Below are 21,525 nucleotides of genomic sequence, written 5' to 3' on the forward strand. Positions count from 1 at the left end.
ATCAGCTCCCGTTCTGCAGGCGTAAAACTTTGAAAGCAGCTTCTGTAAGGAATTGTCGGTAATTCTGGCTAAGCGGCCCACAACGCCACGCAGCGCATGAGTACGGCAATTTCGGGATGAGCGTCCCGGACACCCATTTGGGACCACTGATGAGGGTAATAACTGTGCTTGAAGCCTACCGCAAACATATCGAAGAGCGCGCAGCACTGGGTATCGTTCCCCAGCCGCTAAACGCCGAACAAACTGCAGGCCTGGTCGAGCTGCTGAAGAACCCCCCGGCTGGCGAAGAAGCCGTTCTGCTGGACCTGATCACCAATCGCGTTCCACCTGGCGTGGACGAAGCAGCCTATGTCAAGGCCGGTTTTCTGTCCGCCCTGGCCAAGGGCGAAGCCACTTCCCCTCTGATCGACAAAAAGCGCGCTGTAGAACTGCTCGGCACCATGCAGGGCGGCTACAACATCGTGACCCTGGTTGACCTGCTCGACGACGCCGAACTGGCCCCGGTCGCTGCTGCCCAACTCAAGCACACCCTGCTGATGTTCGATGCGTTCCACGACGTCGCGGAAAAAGCCAAGAACGGCAACGTGCACGCCCAAGGCGTCCTGCAATCCTGGGCTGACGGCGAGTGGTTCAAGAACCGCCCAACCCTGGCCGACAAGATCAGCCTGCGCGTGTTCAAGGTCACCGGCGAAACCAACACCGACGACCTGTCCCCTGCTCCTGATGCCTGGTCCCGCCCGGACATCCCGCTGCACGCCCTGGCCATGTTGAAAATGGCCCGTGAAGGCATCGTGCCTGACCAGCAAGGCGTCACCGGTCCGATGAAGCAGATCGAAGAAATGCGCGGCCAAGGCTTCCCGATCGCCTACGTCGGTGACGTGGTCGGTACGGGTTCTTCGCGTAAATCGGCAACCAACTCGGTACTGTGGTTCTTCGGCGACGACGTACCTTACGTGCCGAACAAGCGCGCTGGCGGCTTCTGCTTCGGCAGCAAGATCGCTCCAATCTTCTACAACACCATGGAAGATGCCGGCGCACTGCCAATCGAATTCGACGTGACCAACATGCACATGGGCGACGTGATCGACCTGTACCCGCATGCTGGCAAAGTCTGCAAGCACGGCACCGACGAAGTCCTGACCACCTTCGAAATGAAGACGCCGGTACTGTTGGACGAAGTTCGCGCTGGCGGCCGTATTCCGCTGATCATCGGCCGTGGCCTGACCGAAAAAGCACGCGCCGAACTGGGCCTGCCACCTTCGGACCTGTTCAAGAAGCCTGAAGCACCTGCCGAAAGCACCAAGGGTTTCACCCTGGCGCAGAAGATGGTCGGCAAGGCATGCGGCGTAGCAGGTGTTCGTCCTGGTACCTACTGCGAGCCGAAGATGACCACCGTCGGCTCCCAGGACACCACCGGTCCAATGACCCGTGACGAACTGAAAGACCTGGCGTGCCTGGGCTTCTCGACCGATCTGGTCATGCAGTCCTTCTGCCACACCGCGGCCTATCCAAAGCCGATCGACGTGACCACCCACCACACCCTGCCTGACTTCATCATGACCCGTGGCGGCGTGTCCCTGCGTCCGGGCGACGGCATCATCCACTCGTGGCTCAACCGCATGCTGCTGCCGGACACCGTCGGCACCGGTGGTGACTCCCACACCCGTTTCCCGATGGGCATTTCGTTCCCGGCCGGTTCCGGCCTGGTAGCCTTCGCCGCAGCCACTGGCGTAATGCCACTGGACATGCCGGAATCGATCCTGGTGCGTTTCAAAGGCCAGATGCAACCGGGCGTCACCCTGCGTGACCTGGTTCACGCCATTCCTTACTACGCGATCCAGGCTGGCCTGCTGACCGTAGAGAAGAAAGGCAAGAAGAACGCCTTCTCCGGCCGCATCCTGGAAATCGAAGGCCTGGACAACCTGAGCATCGAACAGGCTTTCGAGCTGTCCGACGCCTCGGCCGAACGTTCGGCTGCCGGTTGCACCATCAAGCTGTCGAAAGAGTCGATCACCGAGTACCTGAGCTCCAACGTCACCCTGCTGCGCTGGATGATCGGCGAAGGCTACGGCGACGCACGCACCCTGGAACGTCGCGCCCAAGCGATGGAAGCCTGGATTGCCAACCCTGAGCTGATGGTTGCCGATGCTGACGCCGAATACGCGGAAATCATCGAAATCGACCTGAACGAGATCAAGGAGCCAGTTCTCTGCGCGCCGAACGATCCGGACGACGCCCGTCTGCTGTCCAGCGTTGCTGGCGAGAAGATCGACGAAGTGTTCATCGGTTCGTGCATGACCAACATCGGTCACTTCCGCGCTGCCGGTAAGCTGCTGGATCAGGTCAAGGGTCAGCTGCCAACCCGTCTGTGGCTGTCGCCGCCGACCAAGATGGACGCTCACCAACTGACCGAAGAAGGCTACTACGGCATCTACGGCAAGGCTGGCGCGCGCATGGAAATGCCGGGCTGCTCGCTGTGCATGGGTAACCAGGCACGTGTAGAACCGAACTCGACCGTGGTGTCGACGTCGACCCGTAACTTCCCGAACCGTCTGGGCGACGGTGCGAACGTCTACCTGGCTTCGGCCGAGCTGGCGTCCGTGGCATCGATCCTGGGTCGCCTGCCGACCGTCGAGGAGTACATGGAATACGCGGGCAAGATCGACAGCATGGCGGCCGATGTCTACCGCTACCTGTCCTTCGACCAGATCGCCGAGTTCCGTGAAGCCGCTGCGAACGCCAAGATCCCGGTTGTTCAAGCCTAAGGCTTAACTGTTGTAGAAGACGCCGCCCATCGTGAGATGAGCGGCGTTTTTTTATGCCTGCCGTTCCAGCGCACGCTGCACCGCGCCATCCACACTCAACCCACTCAAAATCACCCCGCAGGCCGCCACCTCAGGCAACGCCGACACTGCGTTCAACGCTTCGTGCTTGAGCCGCGCAAGGATCAACTCCTGGCCTTCCTGATGCACCCGCAGGAAAAACTCCTGCATGGCCTCGATGCTGGTGCCGTCCAGGTTCGGTGATTCCTCCAGGCTGAGGATCACGGTGTGTACCGGCACCGGTGAGTGACGGAGCAGGTGCAGAGCGGTGCCGAGGATGCGCTCGACGTTGGCGAAGAACAGCGCTTCGCTGGGGCGCACGATGAGAATGCCCGACTCGGCCCTGGCGGTGGGATGGTGCTGCAAGTCGACGAAGTCGTGGCCGCCATCGATTCGTCCGAGTATCTGGATATCCGTCGCCGACAGCTGCTTGAGCATCAACAACACGCTGATCGCCACCGACACCAATAAGCCGTCCAGCACCCCCAGGGTCAACACCGCCGCCACTGCGCACATCACCAGCAGCCGATCGCGGCGCCAGACAAAGTAGCGACCCAAGGGCTGCAGGCTCAAACCGCGTCCCAGGGCGTGCATGACAATCGCCGCCAACACCGGCTCCGGCGTCAGGGCGATCCACGGCAATACCGTCAGTACGATGATCAGCACCACCAACGCCGCCACCGCGCCGGCCCAGCGTGACGTGGCGCCCGCCGCTTCGTTGGCCGAGGTTGCCGAATACCCGGCCCCGGTCGGCATGCCATGAAACAGGCCGGACAGCAGGTTGCTCGCGCCAAGCGCCAACAGGTCGCGATTGGAGGTGACGCGATCGCCGTGTTTAAGCGCATAAGCGCTGATCGAGCCATAGGACTCCGCGTACAGAATCATCACCAGTGCCAGCCCCACCTCCCCCAGCCGCAGCCAATCGGCAAACACCAGCACCGGCAGGTTCGGCACCTCAAGACTGAGGTCGATCACCCCGATCATGTTCACGCCGTAGGCCGGCAGGTCCAGCCATTGTCCGGCAGCAATGCCGATGACCACCACTAACAGGCCACTGGGCAACCGCGGCAGGCGCGAAAACAGGCCCAGCAACAGCAGGGCCACGCCGGCCACCGCGGCAGCCGACCAGTTCCATTGCGGCAGCTGTTCGAGCAGTTGCGGAGCGAAGCGCACCAGATTGGTGTCGGTCAGATGCACGCCGACCACACTCGCCACTTGCTTGAGAATGATGGTCAGCGCCAGACCGAAGGCGAACCCACGCAGCACCGGCTTGGCAATGAACGATGTGACGCTGCCGAAACGAAAGACCCCAGCGAGGACAAACAGCGCGCCCGTCACCAGCACCAGGCCGGCCGCCAGGGTCGAGCGCAATTGAGGATCACCCTGGGCCAGCGTCGCGGTAGCCGCCGCCAGTACCGCTGCCGAGGACGAGGTGGCCGAGACAATCGCAAAGCGACTGGTGCCGAGCAGTCCATAACACAGCAGCCCGGCAAACAACGCGATCACCCCCGCCTGGGGCGCCAGCGCAGCAATGGTCGAGTACGCTACCGCTTCGGGCAATAGCAGGCCGGCAATCGAAATACCGGCGAGTACATCCCGCCAACGATTGGTGGGCTCAACAGCTTGGGAGGGGTTCGACAATCCACTGTCTCCAGACCAAAAAAAACCGCTGCGCGAGTTACGCGCAGCGGCCACTGTAGCTCAAAGCGAAGGATCGCCAGCGGCAAATCCTGCTCAATAATCGGTAGTTGTCCCCATCACGCCGTCAGCGAATAGATCAATGCAGTAATGGCTACCAGGCCGACGGCCGTAACAAACACGTTGGACGCCTGGCCACGGTACTTGGCCATCGCTGGCACCTTGCGGATCGCGTACATCGGCATCAGGAACAGAATCGCCGCGATAATCGGGCCACCGAGGGTTTCGATCATGCCCAGGATGCTCGGGTTCAGCGTGGCAACGATCCAGCAGACCACCAGCATGAACGCCGCCGTCATGCGATCCAGGGCCTTGGCGCCCGGGCGCTTGCCGCTTTTCACGATCAACCCCTTGAGGCCTTCACTGGCACCGATGTAGTGCCCCAGGAACGACTTGGAGATCGCCACGAACGCAATCAACGGTGCCACAAAGGCGATGGTCGGGTTGCTGAAGTGGTTGGCCAGGTACGACAGGATCGACAGGTTCTGCGCCTTGGCTTCAGCCAGTTGCGCTGGCGACAGGGTCAGTACGCAACTGAAGACGAAGAACAGCACCATGGCCACCATCAACAGGTGAGCCCGGGACAGGATCTGCGAGCTGCGCTCTTCGGCGTGAACACCGTAACGACGCTTCTGGTCCACCGCGAAGGCCGAGATGATCGGCGAGTGGTTGAACGAGAAGACCATCACCGGAATCGCCAGCCACAGCGTATGCAGCAACGCCGAGGGCTCTGGCACGGTGCTCGCGGTGGCGAGGATGCCGCCATTCCAGTGCGGAATCAGGAACACCGCCAGGAACAGCAGCGCGACGATGAACGGATAGACCATCAGGCTCATCGCCTTGACGATCACCTGCTCGCCGCAACGCACCACGGCCAGCAGGCCGAGAATCAGCACGAACGAGAGGATGGCCCGTGGCGGCGGCATGATGTGCAACTGGTGCTCAAGGAAGCTGCCCACGGTGTTGGTCAAGGCGACGCTGTAGATCAGCAGGATCGGAAAGATCGCGAAGAAGTACAGCAAGGTGATCAGTGCGCCGGCCTTGATCCCGAAATGCTCCTCGACCACCTCGGTGATGTCGGCGCCCTCGCGACCGGACAACACGAAGCGGGTCAGGCCACGGTGTGCGTAGAAGGTCATGGGGAATGCCAGCAGCGCCAGGATCAACAGCGGCCAGAAACCGCCAACACCTGCGTTGATCGGCAAAAATAAGGTGCCCGCACCAATCGCCGTGCCAAACAGGCCCAGCATCCAGGTGGTGTCATGACGATTCCAGCTAGTGAGGCTTGCTGGTGCCGCCGCTTCATAACGTTCATCAACGCTATTGGCCTGATCATTCATCCGGTCGGATCTCCGCATTCCGGTCACTTGCCACTCGGTCAGGGCGAGTCAGAAATAGCTGACAGGCAGCGCCCTGGCCGAAACAGGGGCGCGATTGTCCGGGATTAATGAACAGAAGCAAAGACTTAGCTGAGGAGCGGTTATGCAGATCAGATGATCAGACGGCTTTTTTCCAGTCACCCTGCCAAAAACCGTGATCGACGCCGCATGGGCACCCCTCAACCCACCCGGCCGAGCCCATTGCCAAACGCTGCGCCAGCCAGCAATCTTCAGCAGTGTGATGTGATCGTCATTCAATGCCTATAGGAGCCGAGCATGCCCGCAACTGTCCTGGTACTGGTTGAAACCATCAATGACTACCTGCCGATTCTCGAACACCAAGGCTTTCACCTGATCCTCGCCCCCACCCCCACCGAACGCTCCCAGGCCATCAGCACCTACGGCGGGAAAATCGAGGCCGTGCTGACTCGCGGACCACTGGGTCTGCATGCCGAAGAAATCGCCGCCCTGCCCAACCTGAAGATCATCTGCGTGATCGGCGCCGGCTATGAGCAGGTCGATTTGCAGGCCGCCAGCGACCGTGGCATTCGCGTGACCAATGGTGCGGGGGTCAACGCCTCTTCGGTGGCCGACCATGCCATGGCCCTGCTGCTGGCACTGGTGCGTGACATTCCCCGGGCCGATTCGGCAGTACGCCGTGGCGAATGGCCGAAAATCATGCGCCCATCCCTGGCCGGCAAGCGCCTGGGCATTCTCGGATTGGGCGCGGTGGGCATGGCCATCGCCAAGCGCGCGGCCAACGGTTTTGACATGAGCGTCAGCTACCACAACCGCCAGGTGCGCAACGACGTGTCCTATGACTTCTGCCCCACCCCCACCGAACTGGCGCGGGCGTCGGACTTTCTGATGATCTGCACTCCGGGCGGCCTGGGCACCCAGCACCTGATCAACAAGCAGGCGCTGGACGCCCTCGGCCCCCACGGCTTTATCGTCAACATCGCCCGCGCCAGCGTAATCGTTACCGCCGACTTGATCAGCGCCCTGGAACACCGCCGGATCGCCGGCGCCGCCCTGGATGTGTTCGATGCCGAACCCCAGGTGCCGGATGCGCTCAAGGCCCTGAACAATGTGATCCTCACGCCCCACGTCGCCGGCCTGACGCCCGAAGCGACCCAGGGCACCGTGGAGCTGGTGGGGCAGAACCTGCTGGCGTTCTTCTCCAATCGCCCGCTGTTGACCCCTGTAGAACTGCCGCCGGCGATTCGGCGCGCGATGCGCTGAAGCAGTTTTCAAACGCCTGTATCAAAAACAATGATTAACCGGCAACACGCTCACCTATAAAGGGACGCCATGGTTGTGGGTGCCGGGTGCGCGCATTAGATTAGCCAATAATTCCTGCCATCCAGAATAAGCAGAAGGGATAAGCATGGCGCTCAACGACCAGTCCACCCGTATTCGCGCAGGCGAAGAACTCGATGCCAGCTTGATCGACCCGTACCTCAAGGCCCACATTCCGGGCTTGAGCGGGTTGCCGCAGATCAGCCAGTTCCCCGGCGGCGCGTCGAACCTGACGTACCTGCTGGAATACCCTGAGCAGGAGTTTGTCCTGCGTCGCCCACCCTTCGGCCACAAGGCCAAATCCGCCCACGACATGGGTCGCGAGTTCCGCATCCTCAATCAGCTCAAGGACGGCTTCCCGTACTGCCCCAAAGCCTATGTGCACTGCACCGACGAAGCGGTGATCGGCGCCGAGTTCTATGTGATGGAACGGGTCAAGGGCATCATCCTGCGCTCCGAACTGCCACCGGAGCTGGGCCTGGATGCGACAAAGACCCAGGCCCTGTGCAAGAGCTTTATCGACAAGCTCGTGGAGTTGCATGGCGTCGACTACCAGGCCTGTGGCCTGGCCGACCTGGGCAAGCCCGAAGGTTATGTGGCGCGACAGATTCGGGGCTGGAGCGAGCGCTACGACAAGGCCCTGACCCCGGATGCGCCGAGCTGGGAAGCGGTCAAGGCCTGGCTCAACGACAAGATGCCGGCCGACCACCCGACCTCGAGCATCGTGCACAACGACTATCGCTTCGACAACGTGATCCTCGACCCCCACAACCCGATGCAGATCATTGGTGTGCTGGACTGGGAGCTGACCACCCTGGGTGATCCGCTGATGGACCTGGGCAACTCCCTCGCCTACTGGATCGAGGCCGCCGACCCGGCGCCCGTGCAACTGATGCGCCGCCAACCCAGCCATGCCCCTGGCATGCTGACCCGGCGTGAATTCGTCGACTACTACGCCGAACGCTCGGGCATCCAGATCGACAATTTCGACTTCTACTACACCTACGGGCTGTTCCGCCTGGCCGGTATCGTGCAGCAGATCTACTACCGCTTCTTCCATGGACAGACCCAGGACAAACGCTTCGCGCAGTTCATCTCGATGAACAAACTGCTGGAGCAGATGAGCCTGCAAGTGATCCACAAGTCCAGCCTCTGACTGCCCTCCCGGCGCCACGCCCCTCACAAGGAAACACCATGTCCAAGACTCAGTTGTTCGACCTCGACGGCAAGATCGCGTTTGTCTCCGGTGCCAGCCGCGGTATCGGTGAAGCCATTGCCCGACTGCTGGCCCAGCAAGGTGCCCACGTGATCGTGTCGAGCCGCAAGCTCGAGGGGTGCCAGCACGTGGCTGACGCCATCATCGCCGACGGCGGCAAGGCCACTGCAATTGCTTGCCACATCGGGGAAATGGAGCAGATCAGCCAGGTCTTTGCCGGAATCCGCGAGCAGTTCGGGCGCCTGGACATCCTGGTCAACAACGCCGCCACCAACCCGCAGTTCTGCAACGTGCTGGACACGGACCTGGGCGCGTTCCAGAAAACCGTCGATGTGAATATCCGGGGTTATTTCTTCATGTCGGTGGAAGCCGGCAAGCTGATGCGCGAGAACGGGGGCGGCAGCATCATCAACGTGGCGTCGATCAACGGCGTCTCGCCAGGCATCTTCCAGGGCATCTACTCGGTGACCAAGGCCGCGGTGATCAACATGACCAAGGTTTTTGCCAAGGAATGCGCGCAGTTCGGCATTCGCTGCAACGCCCTGCTGCCGGGCCTGACCGACACCAAGTTCGCCTCGGCGCTGGTCAAGAACGACGCGATCCTCAACACCGCGCTGCAACAGATTCCGCTCAAGCGCGTGGCTGCGCCGAGTGAAATGGCGGGCGCGGTGCTGTACCTAGCGAGCGATGCGTCCAGCTACACCACCGGGGTTTCGCTGAATGTGGATGGGGGGTTTCTGTCTTGATTTGATCTTTTGATCTTGGGTTTTTGGGCATATCCGTTGGTGGGGTCAGGCCGGGCGAGGCGGCCTACTCGTCAAACGTGCGCAGGACTGTTTGCTTGAGCTCCAACGGGGGGGCGTATCAGCCCCCCTGCACCAACCGCCGCGCCAGCGCCTTGGCCTGGCTGGCCACATCTGTCACTGCGGTACTTTCCCACCACATGCCCCGCAAGGGTGGCCCCATGGCGAACAGCCGTCGGGCGACCCGGCCCTGGGCGTCGATCACAGCCCCATCGGCTCGCGCGGCAATTCCCAGCGCCAGCGGCCCCGGCTGGATCAAGCCACGGGCCAGCAACTGCTGGGGCAGTGGCCGGGCAACCCGGCGCCAGTCGTATTCGATGCCACTGGAGTTGATCAAGGCATCACCGCTGACCACCGTCACCTCAGACTCGCCGCGCCGCCGAAGCGCCAGGCAGAGCCGACCCTCGTGTGCCGGCAGCAGGCCCTTGAAGGACGCCGCGTGAATCCGCAGCCGTCCCTCTTCATGCAGGCGGGCCACCAACTGGGCGCTCAGCGGTGGCGAACGATGGTGATGGCTTTCCCACCAGGGCCGCACATGGCGTACGAACTGTCGACGCTGCAGGTCCGTGGCCTGGCTCCACAAGCGCGCGATATGGGCGCGCACGGTGTCCAGCGGGGCTTGCCAGTCGATACCCTGGGCCTGCGCCGCCCGGCATTGGCGGCGCAGCTCACGAAGCAGCTGTCGGGGGCTGCGGATCTCCGGATCCAGGGCCAGGAAATCCACCCATTCCGGCGGTTGCCGGCGCACATGGGGTAACAGGCCGTGACGGGAGAACACTTCGATTGGACCGCGGTGGCCAGCCTGCTCCAACGAGACCACGGCATCGACCATGGTCAGGCCGGAGCCGATGATCATCACCGTCGCTTGCGGATCGAGTCGCGCCATGGTCGCCACGTCCCAAGGATCGAGGGCCGCGGCGTTGACCCCGCTGGAGTGGGTTTGCCGCGTTCTCGCCGCCGGGAACATGCCGGTGGCCAGCACCGCAAACTCCCCCCGTAGCCGACTGCCGTCGCTCAAGGTCAACCAGGCGGCCTGGGCATCGACCTGCAGATCCACCACTTCGCCGCGTACGTGCTCGACGCTCGAGCCCTGCCGGGCACCCTGCTCCTGGGCTTGCGCCAGACGTTGTTGCACATAGACCCCGAACAACCCCCGAGGCGGGAACAACTCGGCGACCGGCACCGCTTGCTCTGCCGATTCCGGCCAGCCACCGGCGGCGATGAAGGCGCTCAGCCATTGGCTCAGGTCATCGGCATTGTCCGGATCAACGCTCATCCGCGCCGCGTTGCCATTGAGGGTATGGCCCAGTTCGACGGCGCTGTAGGCCTCGCCACGGCCCAGTTCGGCGCGCGGTTCGATCACCAGCACCCGGCGCTGGCCCGGCAGGCGCAGCAACTGCGCGGCCAGCAGTGCACCACTCAAGCCACCACCGACGATCAGGATATCGGCGCTACGGACATCCGAGGGTGTTTGCTCGCAGGGAATCTCGCTCATGAATTTCTCATAATTATTTTTAATTCAATGATTTAGATGTCTTTTAGAGAATCTTAATGAGGTTCAGATCACCACATTACGGACAAACCTGACAGCCACAGCGCCATCGTTGCGATAGGCGTGAGTGCAGTTGCTGGCAAAACTGATGAACTCACCGCTCGACAATACCCGCTCTTCATCGCCGAGCACTACCGTCAGGCAACCCTCGAAGACATACACCTGTTCACTCCAGCCGTCGGCATCGGCTTCCGACAGATAGTTCTCGCCGGGCTCAAGCCGCCATTGCCAAAGCTCCACCTCACGGCTGGCGCTGGCCTTGGCCAGCAACACCGCTTGGCTGCCGGGGATTGCACCGGCCCAGGCCAGCTCGTTGATGCGACTGGGGTCACGGGCGTCGGGGGCCTGGATCAAGTCGCTGAAGGCCACGTCCAGCGCTTCGGCGACCCGGTCGAGCGTGGTCAGGCTGACGTTCTTCTCGCCAGCCTCGATAGCCACCAACATCCGTCGACTGACCCCGGACTTTTCTGCCAGCGCACTCTGGCTGAGTTCGGCGGCATGGCGCAGGCGGCGGACGTTTTGACTGACGTGTTGCAGGACGGAGGCGCGTTGGCCGTTGTCTTTGTGCACTATATTGCTCACTTGTATGGATTGCGCAGTATACTGCCCAACTGCCGACGCATTGTGCGTCCCACCCAGGTAGTGCGCAAGACCATCACGTCGGCCCCCCCTTGCAAACCCTCATCCCTGCGCCTGCGTTCAAGCAAGGCCGGTACCCCGAGCCTAAGCGAGGGGCCGAACGCTTGGGGCAAGCGTTTTTTTGGTTGCTTTTTTGCTGGGCCGGCACTCCGGCGTTTGTAAAAAAGTGACCCGCCGTCAGGGCGCAACCCTAAGTAGCCGTTACCGCAGCAACGGATATGTACACATACCCACCCACCACCGAAACAATGATAAACAGGCAAATTCAGTCTAACTTGTAGGATCCTGCCACAGCTTGGCAGTTGGTGATCCGGGCCTCGGCAAGTATGATCCTTCACAAACTTGCGCAGAATAGAAGCCTATGTCCCTGATAGTTCTACTGCTTCTGCCATTTATTGGCAGCTGTCTGGCGGCTTTGCTGCCCCACAACGCACGTAATGCTGAATCGATTCTCGCTGGACTGGTCGCCCTCGTCGGCACCATCCAGGTAGCCTTGCTGTACCCGCAAATCGCCGACGGCGGCGTGATTCGCGAAGAATTTTCCTGGCTGCCCAGCCTCGGCTTGAACTTCGTCCTGCGCATGGACGGGTTCGCCTGGCTGTTCTCCATGCTGGTGCTGGGCATCGGCACGCTGGTGTCGCTGTACGCCCGTTACTACATGTCGCCCGAAGACCCGGTGCCGCGCTTCTTCGCGTTTTTCCTGGCGTTCATGGGGGCCATGCTCGGGTTGGTGATCTCCGGCAACCTGATTCAAATGGTGTTCTTCTGGGAACTGACCAGCCTCTTCTCATTCCTGTTGATCGGCTATTGGCACCATCGCGCCGACGCCCGCCGAGGCGCCTACATGGCGTTGATGGTGACCGGTGCCGGTGGATTGTGCCTGCTGGCGGGGGTCATGCTGCTTGGCCATGTCGTCGGCAGCTACGACCTTGACCAGGTCCTGGCCGCCGGCGATCTGATTCGTGCCCACGCGCTCTACCCCATCCTGTTACCCCTGATCCTGATCGGCGCCTTGAGCAAAAGCGCGCAGTTCCCGTTCCACTTCTGGCTTCCCCACGCCATGGCCGCACCGACACCGGTCTCGGCCTACCTGCACTCGGCAACCATGGTCAAGGCCGGCGTCTTCCTGCTGGCGCGCTTGTGGCCGTCGCTGTCGGGCAGTGAAGAATGGTTCTACATCGTCAGCGGCGCCGGGGCCTGCACCCTGCTGCTCGGCGCCTACTGCGCCATGTTCCAGAACGACCTCAAGGGCCTGCTGGCCTACTCGACCATCAGCCACCTGGGCCTGATCACCCTGCTGCTCGGCCTGAACAGTCCGCTGGCGGCAGTGGCGGCGGTGTTCCACATTCTCAACCACGCCACCTTCAAGGCCTCGCTGTTCATGGCCGCGGGGATCATCGACCACGAAAGTGGCACCCGTGACATCCGCAAGCTCAGCGGCCTGATCCGCCTGATCCCGTTCACCGCCACCCTGGCCATGGTCGCCAGCGCCTCGATGGCCGGCGTGCCGTTGCTCAACGGGTTTCTCTCCAAAGAGATGTTCTTCGCCGAAACGGTGTTCATCAATGCCACCGCCTGGGTCGAGACCAGCCTGCCGATCATCGCGACCATCGCCGGCACCTTCAGTGTTGCCTACTCCCTGCGCTTCACCGTCGACGTGTTCTTCGGCCCGACCGCCACCGACCTGCCCCATACCCCCCACGAGCCTCCGCGCTGGATGCGGGCGCCGGTCGAGTTGCTGGTGTTCACCTGCCTGGTGGTGGGGATTTTCCCGGCCCAGGTGGTCGGCCCGCTACTGTCCGCTGCCGCCTTGCCGGTCGTCGGCGGCACCTTGCCCGAGTACAGCCTGGCGATCTGGCACGGCCTCAACGCGCCGATGATCATGAGCCTGATCGCCATGTCCTGCGGCATCGTTCTCTATCTGCTGCTGCGCAACCAGTTCAAGCACGGGCGCTTCAAGTACCCGCCGCTGATAGGCCGGTTCAACGGCAAGCGCCTGTTCGAACGCAGCCTGGTGGTGATGATGCGCCTGGCCCGCCGCCTGGAGCGACGGATCAGCACCAAGCGTCTGCAGGCACAACTGTTCCTGCTGGTGCTGGCGGCAGTGCTGGCCGGACTGATCCCGATGCTGGGCAGCGGTATCAGTTGGGGCGACCGGCCGAAGATCCCGGGGTCGATTGTCTTCGTCACCCTGTGGCTGCTGGCGATTGTCTGCGCCCTCGGCGCCGCCTGGCAGGCCAAGTACCACCGTCTTGCCGCCCTGACCATGGTCAGTGTCTGCGGCCTGATGACCTGCATCACCTTCGTCTGGTTCTCGGCCCCGGACCTGGCCCTGACCCAACTGGTGGTCGAGGTGGTGACCACGGTACTGATCCTGCTGGGCCTGCGCTGGTTGCCACGGCGGATCGAGGACGTCTCGCCACTGCCGGGCAGCGAAGCCCGGGCCAAGGTCCGCCGCCTGCGCGACTTGCTGCTGTCGATCGCGGTCGGTGTCGGCATGGCGCTGCTGTCCTATGCCATGCTGACCCGCCAGACACCCAACGACATTTCCTCGTTCTACCTAAGCCGCGCCTTGCCCGAAGGCGGCGGCAGCAATGTGGTGAACGTGATGCTGGTGGACTTCCGCGGTTTCGACACCCTGGGTGAAATCACCGTGCTGGCGGCCGTGGCGCTGACCGTGTTCGCCTTGCTGCGACGCTTCCGCCCTCCCAAGGAAAGCATGCAACTGCCGGCGCAACAGCGCCTGCTGGCACCCGATGTGGTCACCGACCTGGTCAACCCGCGCCATGCCAGCGACACCGCCCTGGGCTTCATGATGGTCCCGGCCGTGCTGGTGCGCCTGTTGCTGCCGATTGCCCTGGTAGTCTCGTTCTACCTGTTCATGCGCGGGCACAACCAGCCTGGCGGCGGCTTTGTCGCCGGCCTGGTGATGTCGGTGGCGTTCATCCTGCAGTACATGGTGGCCGGCACCCAATGGGTGGAGGCACAGATGAGCCTGCGTCCCTTGCGCTGGATGGGCACCGGGCTGTTGTTCGCCAGCGTCACCGGCCTCGGTGCCATGGTGGTCGGCTATCCGTTCCTGACCACCCATACCTGGCACTTCAGCTTGCCACTGCTGGGTGACATCCATATCGCCAGCGCGCTGTTCTTCGACGTCGGCGTGTATGCCGTGGTGGTCGGTTCGACCCTGTTGATCCTGACGGCCCTGGCGCACCAATCGGTGCGTGGCCACAAGCCGAGCAGCCAGCCCAAACCCATTGCCAAGCCAGGAGCTGCCTGATGGAAGAAGTCATCGCAATTGCCATCGGCGTACTGGCGGCCTCCGGGGTCTGGCTGGTACTGCGTCCGCGGACCTTCCAGGTGGTGATGGGCCTGTGCCTGCTGTCCTACGGGGTCAACCTGTTCATCTTCAGCATGGGCAGCCTGTTTATCGGCAAGGAGCCGATCATCAAGGACGGCGTGCCCCAGGACCTGCTGAACTACACCGATCCCCTGCCCCAGGCACTGGTGCTGACCGCCATTGTCATCAGTTTTGCCATGACCGCGCTGTTCCTGGTGGTGCTGCTGGCATCCCGGGGCCTGACCGGCACCGACCATGTCGATGGCCGGGAGCCTAAAGAATGAACTGGATGCAACATCTGATCGCCGCCCCCATTCTCCTGCCGCTGCTGACGGCGGCCTTGATGCTGCTTCTGGGCGAAAAGCACCGTCCGCTCAAGGCCCGGCTGAACCTGTTCTCGAGTCTGATCGGTCTGGGGATCTCGGTGATGCTGCTGTACTGGACCCAGCAACAGGGCGTGCCCAACTCCATCGGCGTGTACCTGCCCGGCAACTGGCCAGTGCCGTTCGGCATCGTGCTGGTGGTCGATCGCCTGTCGGCCTTGATGCTGGTCCTGACCGGGATCATCGGCGTCAGCGCCCTGCTGTTCGCCATGGCGCGCTGGGACGGGGCCGGGGCCAGTTTCCATGCGCTGTTCCAGATTCAACTGATGGGCCTGTACGGCGCCTTCCTGACGGCCGACCTATTCAACCTGTTCGTGTTCTTCGAAGTGCTGCTGGCGGCCTCCTATGGCCTGATGCTGCACGGCTCGGGCCGCACCCGGGTGTCCGCGGGCCTGCACTACATCTCGATCAACCTGCTGGCGTCCTCGTTGTTCCTGATTGGCGCGGCGCTGATCTACGGCGTCACCGGCACCCTGAACATGGCCGACCTGGCACTGAAGATTCCCCTGGTGCCCGAAGCCGATCGCGGCCTGCTGCATGCCGGCGCGGCGATCCTCGCGGTGGCGTTCCTGGCCAAGGCCGGGATGTGGCCACTGAACTTCTGGCTGGTGCCGGCCTACTCCTCGGCCAGCGCGCCGGTGGCGGCAATGTTCGCGATCATGACCAAGGTCGGCGTCTACACCCTGCTGCGCCTGTGGACCCTGCTGTTTTCCGGGCAGGCCGGCGCCTCGGCGTATTTCGGCGGTGACTGGCTGATCTACGGCGGCATGGCGACCATTGTCTGCGCGGCGCTGGCGATCCTCTCCGCGCGCCGCCTGGAACGCATGGCCAGCCTGAGCATCCTGGTCTCGGCCGGCATCCTGCTGTCGGCCATCGGCTTTGCCCAGCCGAACCTGGTGGCCGCGGCGCTGTTCTATCTGGTCAGCTCGACCCTGGCCCTCAGTGCGCTGTTTCTCCTGGCAGAGCTGATCGAGCGCTCGCGCACGGCGGTGGAAATCCCCCTGGACGATGAAGCCGAAGCCCTGCCGCGTCCACTGGGCGCGAGCCCGCCGACCAAGGGCATCAACCTCGACGACGAACAGCAAGCCGTGGTCGGCCAGGTGATTCCCTGGACCATGGCCTTTCTCGGCCTCAGCTTCATTGCATGTGCCCTGCTGATCATCGGCATGCCGCCGCTCTCGGGCTTTATCGGCAAGCTCAGCCTGCTCAGCGCCCTGCTCAACCCGCTGGGGCTCGGCGCGTCCTCGGGGCAGCCGGTGTCGACCGCGGCCTGGTACCTGCTGGCGCTGCTGATCCTCTCCGGACTGGCCTCGCTGATCGCGTTCTCGCGCCTGGGCATCCAGCGCTTCTGGACCCCGGAAGAGCGCCAGCCACCGGTTCTGCGGCGCCTGGAATGCGTGCCGATCATCGCCTTGCTGGGCCTGAGCATCTTGCTGACCTTCAAGGCCGAACCGTTGATGCGTTTCACCCAGGCTGCCGCCAACACCCTGAACAATCCCGAGCAATACGTCATGGCCGTGCTCGGCACCCGCGCCGTGCCCAGCCCTGAAGCCCAGGCCGCCGCGCAGGAGGTGCAGCCATGAGGCGTCTGTTTCCGGCTCCCTGGTTATCCCTGGCGTTGTGGGTGCTGTGGCTGGTGCTGAACCTGTCGGTCAGCCCGGGCAACCTGCTGCTCGGCGCGCTGCTGGGCTTCTGTGCCCCACTGATGATGCGCAAGCTGCGCCCGCTACCGATCCGCATCCGCCGCCCGGGGGTGGTCCTGCGCCTGTTCCTGCTGGTGGGGCGTGACGTGCTGGGGTCGAACCTGGCTGTGGCCTGGAGCGTGCTGAACGCCAAGCGACGCCCGCCGCGCTCACGGTTCGTCAAGGTGCCGCTGGACCTGCGCGACGCCAACGGGCTGGCGGCGCTGTCGATGATCACCACGGTGGTTCCCGGCACGGTCTGGTCGGAACTGGCACTGGATCGCAGCATCCTGCTGCTGCATGTGTTCGACCTGGATGACGAGGCGCAATTCATCGAGCACTTCAAGGCGACCTACGAGCGCCCCCTGATGGAGATCTTCGAATGAGTGCCCTGCTCTCGAATGCGATTGTGTTCAGCCTGTTCGTGTTTTCCCTGGCCATGGTGCTGACCCTGATCCGTCTGTTCAAAGGCCCCTCGGCCCAGGACCGGGTCCTGGCGCTGGACTACCTGTACGTCATCGCCATGCTGATGATGATGGTGCTGGGCATCCGCTATGCCAGTGACACCTACTTTGAAGCGGCGCTGCTGATTGCGCTGTTCGGTTTCGTCGGCTCGTTTGCCCTGGCGAAATTCCTCCTGCGCGGCGAGGTGATCGAATGAACCAGGCTTCTCAATTACCCCTGTGGGTCGAGATTACCGTGGCCATTTTGCTGGTGATCAGCAGCCTGAGTGCCCTGATCGGCGCCATCGGCATGGTGCGCCTGAAGGATTACTTCCAGCGCATGCACCCGCCCGCGCTGGCCTCGACCCTGGGTGCCTGGTGCGTGGCGCTGGCCTCGATCCTCTATTTCTCGACGCTCAAATCCAGCCTGGTGCTCCATGCGTGGCTGATCCCGATACTGCTGTCGATCACCATGCCGGTGACCACCCTGCTGCTGGCGCGCGCGGCGTTGTTCCGCAAGCGCATGGCGGGTCATGACGTGCCGGCCGAGGTCAGCAGCCGGCACAACGAGAGCGGTAGTTGAGGGGCTGATTCAGACCCAGGCGACGGTCAGCAGCCCCGCCCCCAGGACGACGCACAGGGGCGAAAAGGCCCAGGTGTCGAGGCGCGCGAACTTCGACCCGACCTGTTCCTTGAAGAACCCCACCAGGTCCGAATCACCAATGGCCCGGGCAAACATCAGCAGGGCAATCGCGCTGATCAGCCATTGCAGCGACCAATGCTGAATCTGTGGCACCAGCAGCCCCACTCGCAAGCTCACCATCAGGGCAATCAGCAGCAGCCCGACGGCTACCGCCAGGGTCCCCAGCGACGACGGTTTGAAGGCCGGGCGCAAGCCCTTGCCCTCGGGTGTCGGGACGTAGGGCACTACCGCATCGTTAGCCCATTGACCACCCAGCGCCCAGTACACATGGATCAGGCTGATCACCACAAATACTCCTGCGAGCCACTGAGCAAGCACGAAGGTCATGATCGAATTTCCTTGAATCGTTGGCAGAAAAAACAGCCTAGTCCAGACGAATCCTCAATGCGTTGCCATTTATCAATGAAACGCCGATCGGTAAGCGCAATGTTCCCAGTGCCCCTCAAGGAGATTCCCAGGCTACAGCGACGCCGCCACTTTGTCGGCGATCTCCTTGGGCAACCAGGCTCTCCAGACGTCCGGATGAGCGGTCATGAAGGCCTTGGCCGCCTGGCGCGGGGTGCTGTGTTTCTCGCTCATCTCGGCCAGTGCCTTGTTCAACGGATCGATGGGCAGATCGACCTTGCTGAAGAACTCTGCAATCTGCGGGTACTGCTTTTGAAAGGGCGTGGACACGCCAATCGACAGCTTGGAGGGCAACGAACGAGTGGGTCGTGGGTTGGGATTATCGGCATCGGTCAGGGTTTTCCAGGCCTCGGCGTCAAACGCCGGTTCCTCCAGCTGGACCAGCTTGAAACGCCCCAGCAGTGGGGTCGGTGACCAGTAGTAGAAGAGCACCGGCTTGCCCCGGCGAATCGAAGAAGTGATTTCCGCATCCAGTGCCGCGCCCGAACCACTGCGAAAATTCACGTAGCTGTCGCTCAGGCCATAGGCCTTGAGCTTTTGCTGGTTGACCACTTCCGAGGTCCAGCCAATCGGACTGTTGAGGAAGCGTCCTTTGCCGGGGGTTTCCGGATCGCTGAAGACATCCTTGTAGCGCGGCAGGTCGCTGACGCTGCGCAGGTCCGGCGCCAGTGGCTTGAGGCCCTTGGCCGGGTCGCCCTTGATGACGTACTCGGGCACCCACCAGCCTTCGGTGGCTCCCTTGACTATATCCCCCAGGCTCACCACCTTGCCTTGCGCTTGCGCCTTGATCCAGACCGGACTGCGACCGGCCCACTCTTCGCCGATGACCTGGATATCATTGTTGGCCAGGGCGGTTTCCAGGGTGATGGTGGTGCCCGGCAAGGTGTCAGTGGGCAGGCCGTAACCCTCTTCGACAATGATCCGCAAGATGTCGGTGATCAGACTGCCGCTTTCCCAGTTCAGGTCGGCAAAGTGGATCGGCGCCTGGGCGGCCGTGGCGGCGGTGGGCGACGTCAGCAGGCCAATAGCGGTCAACGTGCTGACCAACAGCAGTCGAAATCCTTTCATGCCTCGCACCTCGTTCTGTTCACAGCGATGACCGGACGGCCCGGCGCAGAAAAAACGCCAGCCTCTGCTTACTCAGTCAACTGACTGTAGTAGAGGTTCCAGTGATCGCGGGACGGGGCTTATCGGGCAGGCGGTTCCTGCAACTGCTGCAACTCTCGGCGCACCATGCTGGCGTACTCCGCCGGGCGCAACAGGTAAAGCTGTGACGCCACCCAGTTCAGCCAGGCGCCTTGCATGACCGCCTTCTCGGCGAACAACTGCAGTGCGTGATCACGGGCGCGGGCCTGGTGCTGCTGATGGAAATCAGCCCGGGACAGGCTCATTACTCACTGGCCTTGAACGACACCAGCTCACCCTTGCGAAACTTCGCCGCCTTGGCGGTAACGGCCTTCAGGGTCTTGGTCAGGCCTTCCTGCAGTTGCTGGTGCGCGGCAAACACGGTGACCACGCTGCTGCCTTCCTTGAACACGACAGCATGGCCGTCGGCCGTAGTGACGAATGCGTAATCGCCCAGGCCATAGACCGTCAGTTTGATTTCACGAAACTTGATTTCCAACTTGCCGCCTTCACGGCTGGGCAATACCGCGGCGCGAAAATGATCGCCGACCTTGAGTTCAAGGCGTTGCTTGTCATCCACCACCAGGGCCGATTCGGTATCGATCTCGGCGACGTAGATGCCTTCCGGGTTTTGCTCGGTGATGTAGACAAAACGGGACTGAAACTGTTTAACCAGCTTTGCGCGCAGATCGCCCAGCACAAACAAAGCGTGCATATCGAGATTACTTACTGCCAACGAAATATCCCCACATCAGAAATGACACTGCCGGCAGAAAAACAGGCAGCAAAAAAAACGGCCGTACCGAAGATGTCGCACTAATGGCCCAGGCTGTCATCGAGAAGCCGGTAGAACACCGCTTCATCGCAAGGTACGAGCAGGCTACTGGATAAGCACTCGCACCGTCGTCTCTGGCAGTCGTCGGATGTTGAAGGAAAGGTTCCCTCTAACGATCAGAGATTACTGGACTATCAACATTAGGGAAAAAACTCTTAAAAAAAACCAATTTTCTGACATATACCTTGAAGAAAATTGCTTTAGATGAGCACCTACCTCCCGTCAGTGGGGAGGATTCTAGAGCAGCCAAGCGCTTCTAGACTACTGAAAGTGACGTGCGACCGTCGGTAAACCATAGAAAAGGAATTCCTATGTACTCACAACACCTTCCCGGCCCAACCACCAGCAACCGCCACTATTCGCCACAGACCGCCCACGGCGGGACTTGCAGGGCAATGGATGGTCTTCTTCCCGCATCACCCCAACTGCGTTATCAAGTAATACTCGCTGGGAATGGCTTCTTTCATATCAAAGAAACCGCCACAGGTCGTGTAAGAGGTTTCCGTATGAACCACAATGAAGCCTGTGCCCTCGCCCGAACCTTTGAAGTCAGCCACTAAGTAACCTCTCCGTAAACCGGCGCAGGCGTTTCGTCACACCCATGACATAACTGCGCCGCCTCCCTGCAACAACTGCCATACTGCCCGACCATTGAACCCAGCCTCCTCGCGGACTGCGTTGCAATCAATAGAATAATTTCCAAGGGAAGGCGCACGTGACCGAATTTGATATCGGCGAGTTTTTCATCCGGGGCGAAGCCAGAGAAATCGACGGCGAATTCCAGGCAGTGATTGTCATGCGTGCCAAACCACCGCTGACCACCATCACCTATCACCAGGTCGAGAAAGATCGCTGGTTCAAGACCGGCGAAGTAGCGGCTGTCGCGGCCAAGGAGTCGGCCAAGGCCCTCAAGCTCGCCGTCGATCAAGGCGCCCTGAAGAGCTGATCAGGCTTTCACCCCTGCGGCCCGCGGCCTCTCGGGCTGCCGGGCACTCAGCTGCGCCAACCAGGCATCCTTGCAGGCTTGCGCCTCAGCGCGACTGCCAAAGGCCGTTCCGTACTGCTCGCCATTGAGCAGGACCACCCAGCACACCGCTTGTCCCAGGGCCCTCAGGCCGGCCGGCACACCACTGCCGATCATCACGGCGACATCGACTTTACACTGCATGAACCCACCTCGGGATATTCATTAGCTTCCTAA

At 62.0% G+C, this 21,525-nt stretch carries 21 protein-coding genes; 11 read left to right on the forward strand and 10 right to left on the reverse strand.

What is annotated here, in order from left to right; genetic code table 11:
• The first annotated feature begins 164 nt into the window (after positions 1–164).
• Entirely contained in the window at positions 165–2,765 is a 2,601-nt protein-coding gene (acnB, locus tag H7995_RS16145; RefSeq protein ID WP_166589167.1) for a bifunctional aconitate hydratase 2/2-methylisocitrate dehydratase, read from the forward strand.
• Between the two features lie 51 nt (positions 2,766–2,816).
• On the opposite strand, the gene H7995_RS16150 is transcribed toward acnB, so the two are convergent.
• Together H7995_RS16150 and H7995_RS16155 are read right to left on the reverse strand one after the other, a co-directional pair.
• Positions 2,817–4,463 carry a SulP family inorganic anion transporter gene (locus H7995_RS16150; RefSeq protein WP_185818603.1) on the reverse strand — a complete coding sequence of 549 codons (1,647 nt, stop codon included), beginning with the start codon at positions 4,461–4,463 and terminating at the stop codon, positions 2,817–2,819.
• A 116-nt stretch (positions 4,464–4,579) separates the two neighbouring features.
• Entirely contained in the window at positions 4,580–5,860 is a 1,281-nt protein-coding gene (locus H7995_RS16155) for an HAAAP family serine/threonine permease (RefSeq protein WP_185818604.1), read from the reverse strand.
• A 315-nt stretch (positions 5,861–6,175) separates the two neighbouring features.
• Here H7995_RS16155 and H7995_RS16160 point away from each other — a divergent pair, with 315 nt between their 5' ends.
• The 3 genes from H7995_RS16160 to H7995_RS16170 all read left to right on the forward strand — a co-directional run bounded on the left by H7995_RS16160 (position 6,176) and on the right by H7995_RS16170 (position 9,160).
• Positions 6,176–7,141, forward strand: coding sequence for a 2-hydroxyacid dehydrogenase (locus H7995_RS16160; RefSeq protein WP_166589024.1), 966 nt, complete (start codon positions 6,176–6,178; stop codon positions 7,139–7,141).
• 145 nt (positions 7,142–7,286) lie between these two features.
• Positions 7,287–8,354 (forward strand): phosphotransferase family protein, encoded by a 1,068-nt coding sequence (locus H7995_RS16165; protein WP_159996783.1) that lies wholly within the window; start codon positions 7,287–7,289, stop codon positions 8,352–8,354.
• 38 nt (positions 8,355–8,392) lie between these two features.
• A complete protein-coding gene (locus H7995_RS16170) occupies positions 8,393–9,160 on the forward strand; it encodes an SDR family oxidoreductase (protein WP_166589025.1) in 768 nt (255 codons plus the stop codon).
• Between the two features lie 118 nt (positions 9,161–9,278).
• Here H7995_RS16170 and H7995_RS16175 read toward each other — a convergent pair whose 3' ends face one another.
• The gene (locus H7995_RS16175; protein ID WP_185818605.1) at positions 9,279–10,712 is read right to left on the reverse strand and encodes an FAD/NAD(P)-binding protein; all 1,434 of its coding nucleotides are present in this window, start codon (positions 10,710–10,712) and stop codon (positions 9,279–9,281) included.
• 63 nt (positions 10,713–10,775) lie between these two features.
• The gene (locus H7995_RS16180; RefSeq protein ID WP_166589027.1) at positions 10,776–11,339 is read right to left on the reverse strand and encodes a helix-turn-helix domain-containing protein; all 564 of its coding nucleotides are present in this window, start codon (positions 11,337–11,339) and stop codon (positions 10,776–10,778) included.
• 430 nt (positions 11,340–11,769) lie between these two features.
• Here H7995_RS16180 and H7995_RS16185 point away from each other — a divergent pair, with 430 nt between their 5' ends.
• Genes H7995_RS16185 through H7995_RS16210 form a run of 6 tightly spaced genes read left to right on the forward strand, consistent with a single transcriptional unit; the run spans position 11,770 to position 17,839 of the window.
• Positions 11,770–14,688 carry a monovalent cation/H+ antiporter subunit A gene (locus H7995_RS16185; protein WP_182340997.1) on the forward strand — a complete coding sequence of 973 codons (2,919 nt, stop codon included), beginning with the start codon at positions 11,770–11,772 and terminating at the stop codon, positions 14,686–14,688.
• The gene (locus H7995_RS16190; RefSeq protein WP_005789164.1) at positions 14,688–15,032 is read left to right on the forward strand and encodes a Na+/H+ antiporter subunit C; all 345 of its coding nucleotides are present in this window, start codon (positions 14,688–14,690) and stop codon (positions 15,030–15,032) included. Before H7995_RS16185 ends, H7995_RS16190 begins: the two co-directional genes overlap by 1 nt.
• Positions 15,029–16,714: a monovalent cation/H+ antiporter subunit D gene (locus tag H7995_RS16195; RefSeq protein ID WP_166589029.1), complete on the forward strand. Its 1,686-nt coding sequence runs from the start codon at positions 15,029–15,031 to the stop codon at positions 16,712–16,714. Before H7995_RS16190 ends, H7995_RS16195 begins: the two co-directional genes overlap by 4 nt.
• Complete coding sequence (locus H7995_RS16200) at positions 16,711–17,199, forward strand: Na+/H+ antiporter subunit E (protein ID WP_166589030.1); 489 nt, start codon at positions 16,711–16,713, stop codon at positions 17,197–17,199. Before H7995_RS16195 ends, H7995_RS16200 begins: the two co-directional genes overlap by 4 nt.
• Complete coding sequence (locus H7995_RS16205; protein ID WP_166589031.1) at positions 17,196–17,474, forward strand: K+/H+ antiporter subunit F; 279 nt, start codon at positions 17,196–17,198, stop codon at positions 17,472–17,474. Before H7995_RS16200 ends, H7995_RS16205 begins: the two co-directional genes overlap by 4 nt.
• Positions 17,471–17,839: a Na+/H+ antiporter subunit G gene (locus H7995_RS16210; RefSeq protein ID WP_166589032.1), complete on the forward strand. Its 369-nt coding sequence runs from the start codon at positions 17,471–17,473 to the stop codon at positions 17,837–17,839. Before H7995_RS16205 ends, H7995_RS16210 begins: the two co-directional genes overlap by 4 nt.
• Positions 17,840–17,848: 9 nt before the next feature.
• On the opposite strand, the gene H7995_RS16215 is transcribed toward H7995_RS16210, so the two are convergent.
• From H7995_RS16215 to H7995_RS16235, 5 genes are all read right to left on the reverse strand, one after another.
• Positions 17,849–18,286 carry a DUF3995 domain-containing protein gene (locus tag H7995_RS16215; protein ID WP_166589033.1) on the reverse strand — a complete coding sequence of 146 codons (438 nt, stop codon included), beginning with the start codon at positions 18,284–18,286 and terminating at the stop codon, positions 17,849–17,851.
• Between the two features lie 132 nt (positions 18,287–18,418).
• Entirely contained in the window at positions 18,419–19,432 is a 1,014-nt protein-coding gene (locus H7995_RS16220) for an ABC transporter substrate-binding protein (RefSeq protein WP_182341004.1), read from the reverse strand.
• A 119-nt stretch (positions 19,433–19,551) separates the two neighbouring features.
• Positions 19,552–19,755, reverse strand: coding sequence for a hypothetical protein (locus H7995_RS16225; RefSeq protein ID WP_182341007.1), 204 nt, complete (start codon positions 19,753–19,755; stop codon positions 19,552–19,554).
• The gene (locus tag H7995_RS16230) at positions 19,755–20,204 is read right to left on the reverse strand and encodes a hypothetical protein (RefSeq protein WP_166589036.1); all 450 of its coding nucleotides are present in this window, start codon (positions 20,202–20,204) and stop codon (positions 19,755–19,757) included. The genes H7995_RS16225 and H7995_RS16230 overlap by 1 nt, the downstream gene beginning before the upstream one ends.
• Positions 20,205–20,740: 536 nt before the next feature.
• Complete coding sequence (locus H7995_RS16235; protein ID WP_185818606.1) at positions 20,741–20,881, reverse strand: hypothetical protein; 141 nt, start codon at positions 20,879–20,881, stop codon at positions 20,741–20,743.
• 158 nt (positions 20,882–21,039) lie between these two features.
• On the opposite strand from H7995_RS16235, the gene H7995_RS16240 reads away from it, so the two are divergent.
• The gene (locus H7995_RS16240; RefSeq protein WP_166589037.1) at positions 21,040–21,270 is read left to right on the forward strand and encodes a hypothetical protein; all 231 of its coding nucleotides are present in this window, start codon (positions 21,040–21,042) and stop codon (positions 21,268–21,270) included.
• On the opposite strand, the gene H7995_RS16245 is transcribed toward H7995_RS16240, so the two are convergent.
• Positions 21,271–21,492: a hypothetical protein gene (locus tag H7995_RS16245; RefSeq protein WP_166589038.1), complete on the reverse strand. Its 222-nt coding sequence runs from the start codon at positions 21,490–21,492 to the stop codon at positions 21,271–21,273. It lies immediately after the preceding gene.
• Between the last annotated feature and the right edge of the window lie 33 nt (positions 21,493–21,525).

The organism is Pseudomonas kielensis (genome assembly GCF_014236655.1).
Lineage (GTDB): Bacteria > Pseudomonadota > Gammaproteobacteria > Pseudomonadales > Pseudomonadaceae > Aquipseudomonas > Aquipseudomonas kielensis.

Excerpts from the sequence above, each read along its gene's own strand:
- H7995_RS16165 (WP_159996783.1), top strand. The coding sequence starts at position 7,287 with ATGGCGCTCAACGACCAGTCCACCCGTATTCGCGCAGGCGAAGAACTC.
- H7995_RS16195 (WP_166589029.1), top strand. The coding sequence starts at position 15,029 with ATGAACTGGATGCAACATCTGATCGCCGCCCCCATTCTCCTGCCGCTG.
- H7995_RS16155 (WP_185818604.1), bottom strand. The coding sequence starts at position 5,860 with ATGAATGATCAGGCCAATAGCGTTGATGAACGTTATGAAGCGGCGGCA.
- H7995_RS16170 (WP_166589025.1), top strand. The coding sequence starts at position 8,393 with ATGTCCAAGACTCAGTTGTTCGACCTCGACGGCAAGATCGCGTTTGTC.
- H7995_RS16200 (WP_166589030.1), top strand. The coding sequence starts at position 16,711 with ATGAGGCGTCTGTTTCCGGCTCCCTGGTTATCCCTGGCGTTGTGGGTG.
- H7995_RS16215 (WP_166589033.1), bottom strand. The coding sequence starts at position 18,286 with ATGACCTTCGTGCTTGCTCAGTGGCTCGCAGGAGTATTTGTGGTGATC.
- H7995_RS16190 (WP_005789164.1), top strand. The coding sequence starts at position 14,688 with ATGGAAGAAGTCATCGCAATTGCCATCGGCGTACTGGCGGCCTCCGGG.
- H7995_RS16225 (WP_182341007.1), bottom strand. The coding sequence starts at position 19,755 with ATGAGCCTGTCCCGGGCTGATTTCCATCAGCAGCACCAGGCCCGCGCC.
- H7995_RS16230 (WP_166589036.1), bottom strand. The coding sequence starts at position 20,204 with ATGCACGCTTTGTTTGTGCTGGGCGATCTGCGCGCAAAGCTGGTTAAA.
- H7995_RS16210 (WP_166589032.1), top strand. The coding sequence starts at position 17,471 with ATGAACCAGGCTTCTCAATTACCCCTGTGGGTCGAGATTACCGTGGCC.
- H7995_RS16220 (WP_182341004.1), bottom strand. The coding sequence starts at position 19,432 with ATGAAAGGATTTCGACTGCTGTTGGTCAGCACGTTGACCGCTATTGGC.
- H7995_RS16175 (WP_185818605.1), bottom strand. The coding sequence starts at position 10,712 with ATGAGCGAGATTCCCTGCGAGCAAACACCCTCGGATGTCCGTAGCGCC.
- H7995_RS16245 (WP_166589038.1), bottom strand. The coding sequence starts at position 21,492 with ATGCAGTGTAAAGTCGATGTCGCCGTGATGATCGGCAGTGGTGTGCCG.
- H7995_RS16205 (WP_166589031.1), top strand. The coding sequence starts at position 17,196 with ATGAGTGCCCTGCTCTCGAATGCGATTGTGTTCAGCCTGTTCGTGTTT.
- H7995_RS16160 (WP_166589024.1), top strand. The coding sequence starts at position 6,176 with ATGCCCGCAACTGTCCTGGTACTGGTTGAAACCATCAATGACTACCTG.
- H7995_RS16185 (WP_182340997.1), top strand. The coding sequence starts at position 11,770 with ATGTCCCTGATAGTTCTACTGCTTCTGCCATTTATTGGCAGCTGTCTG.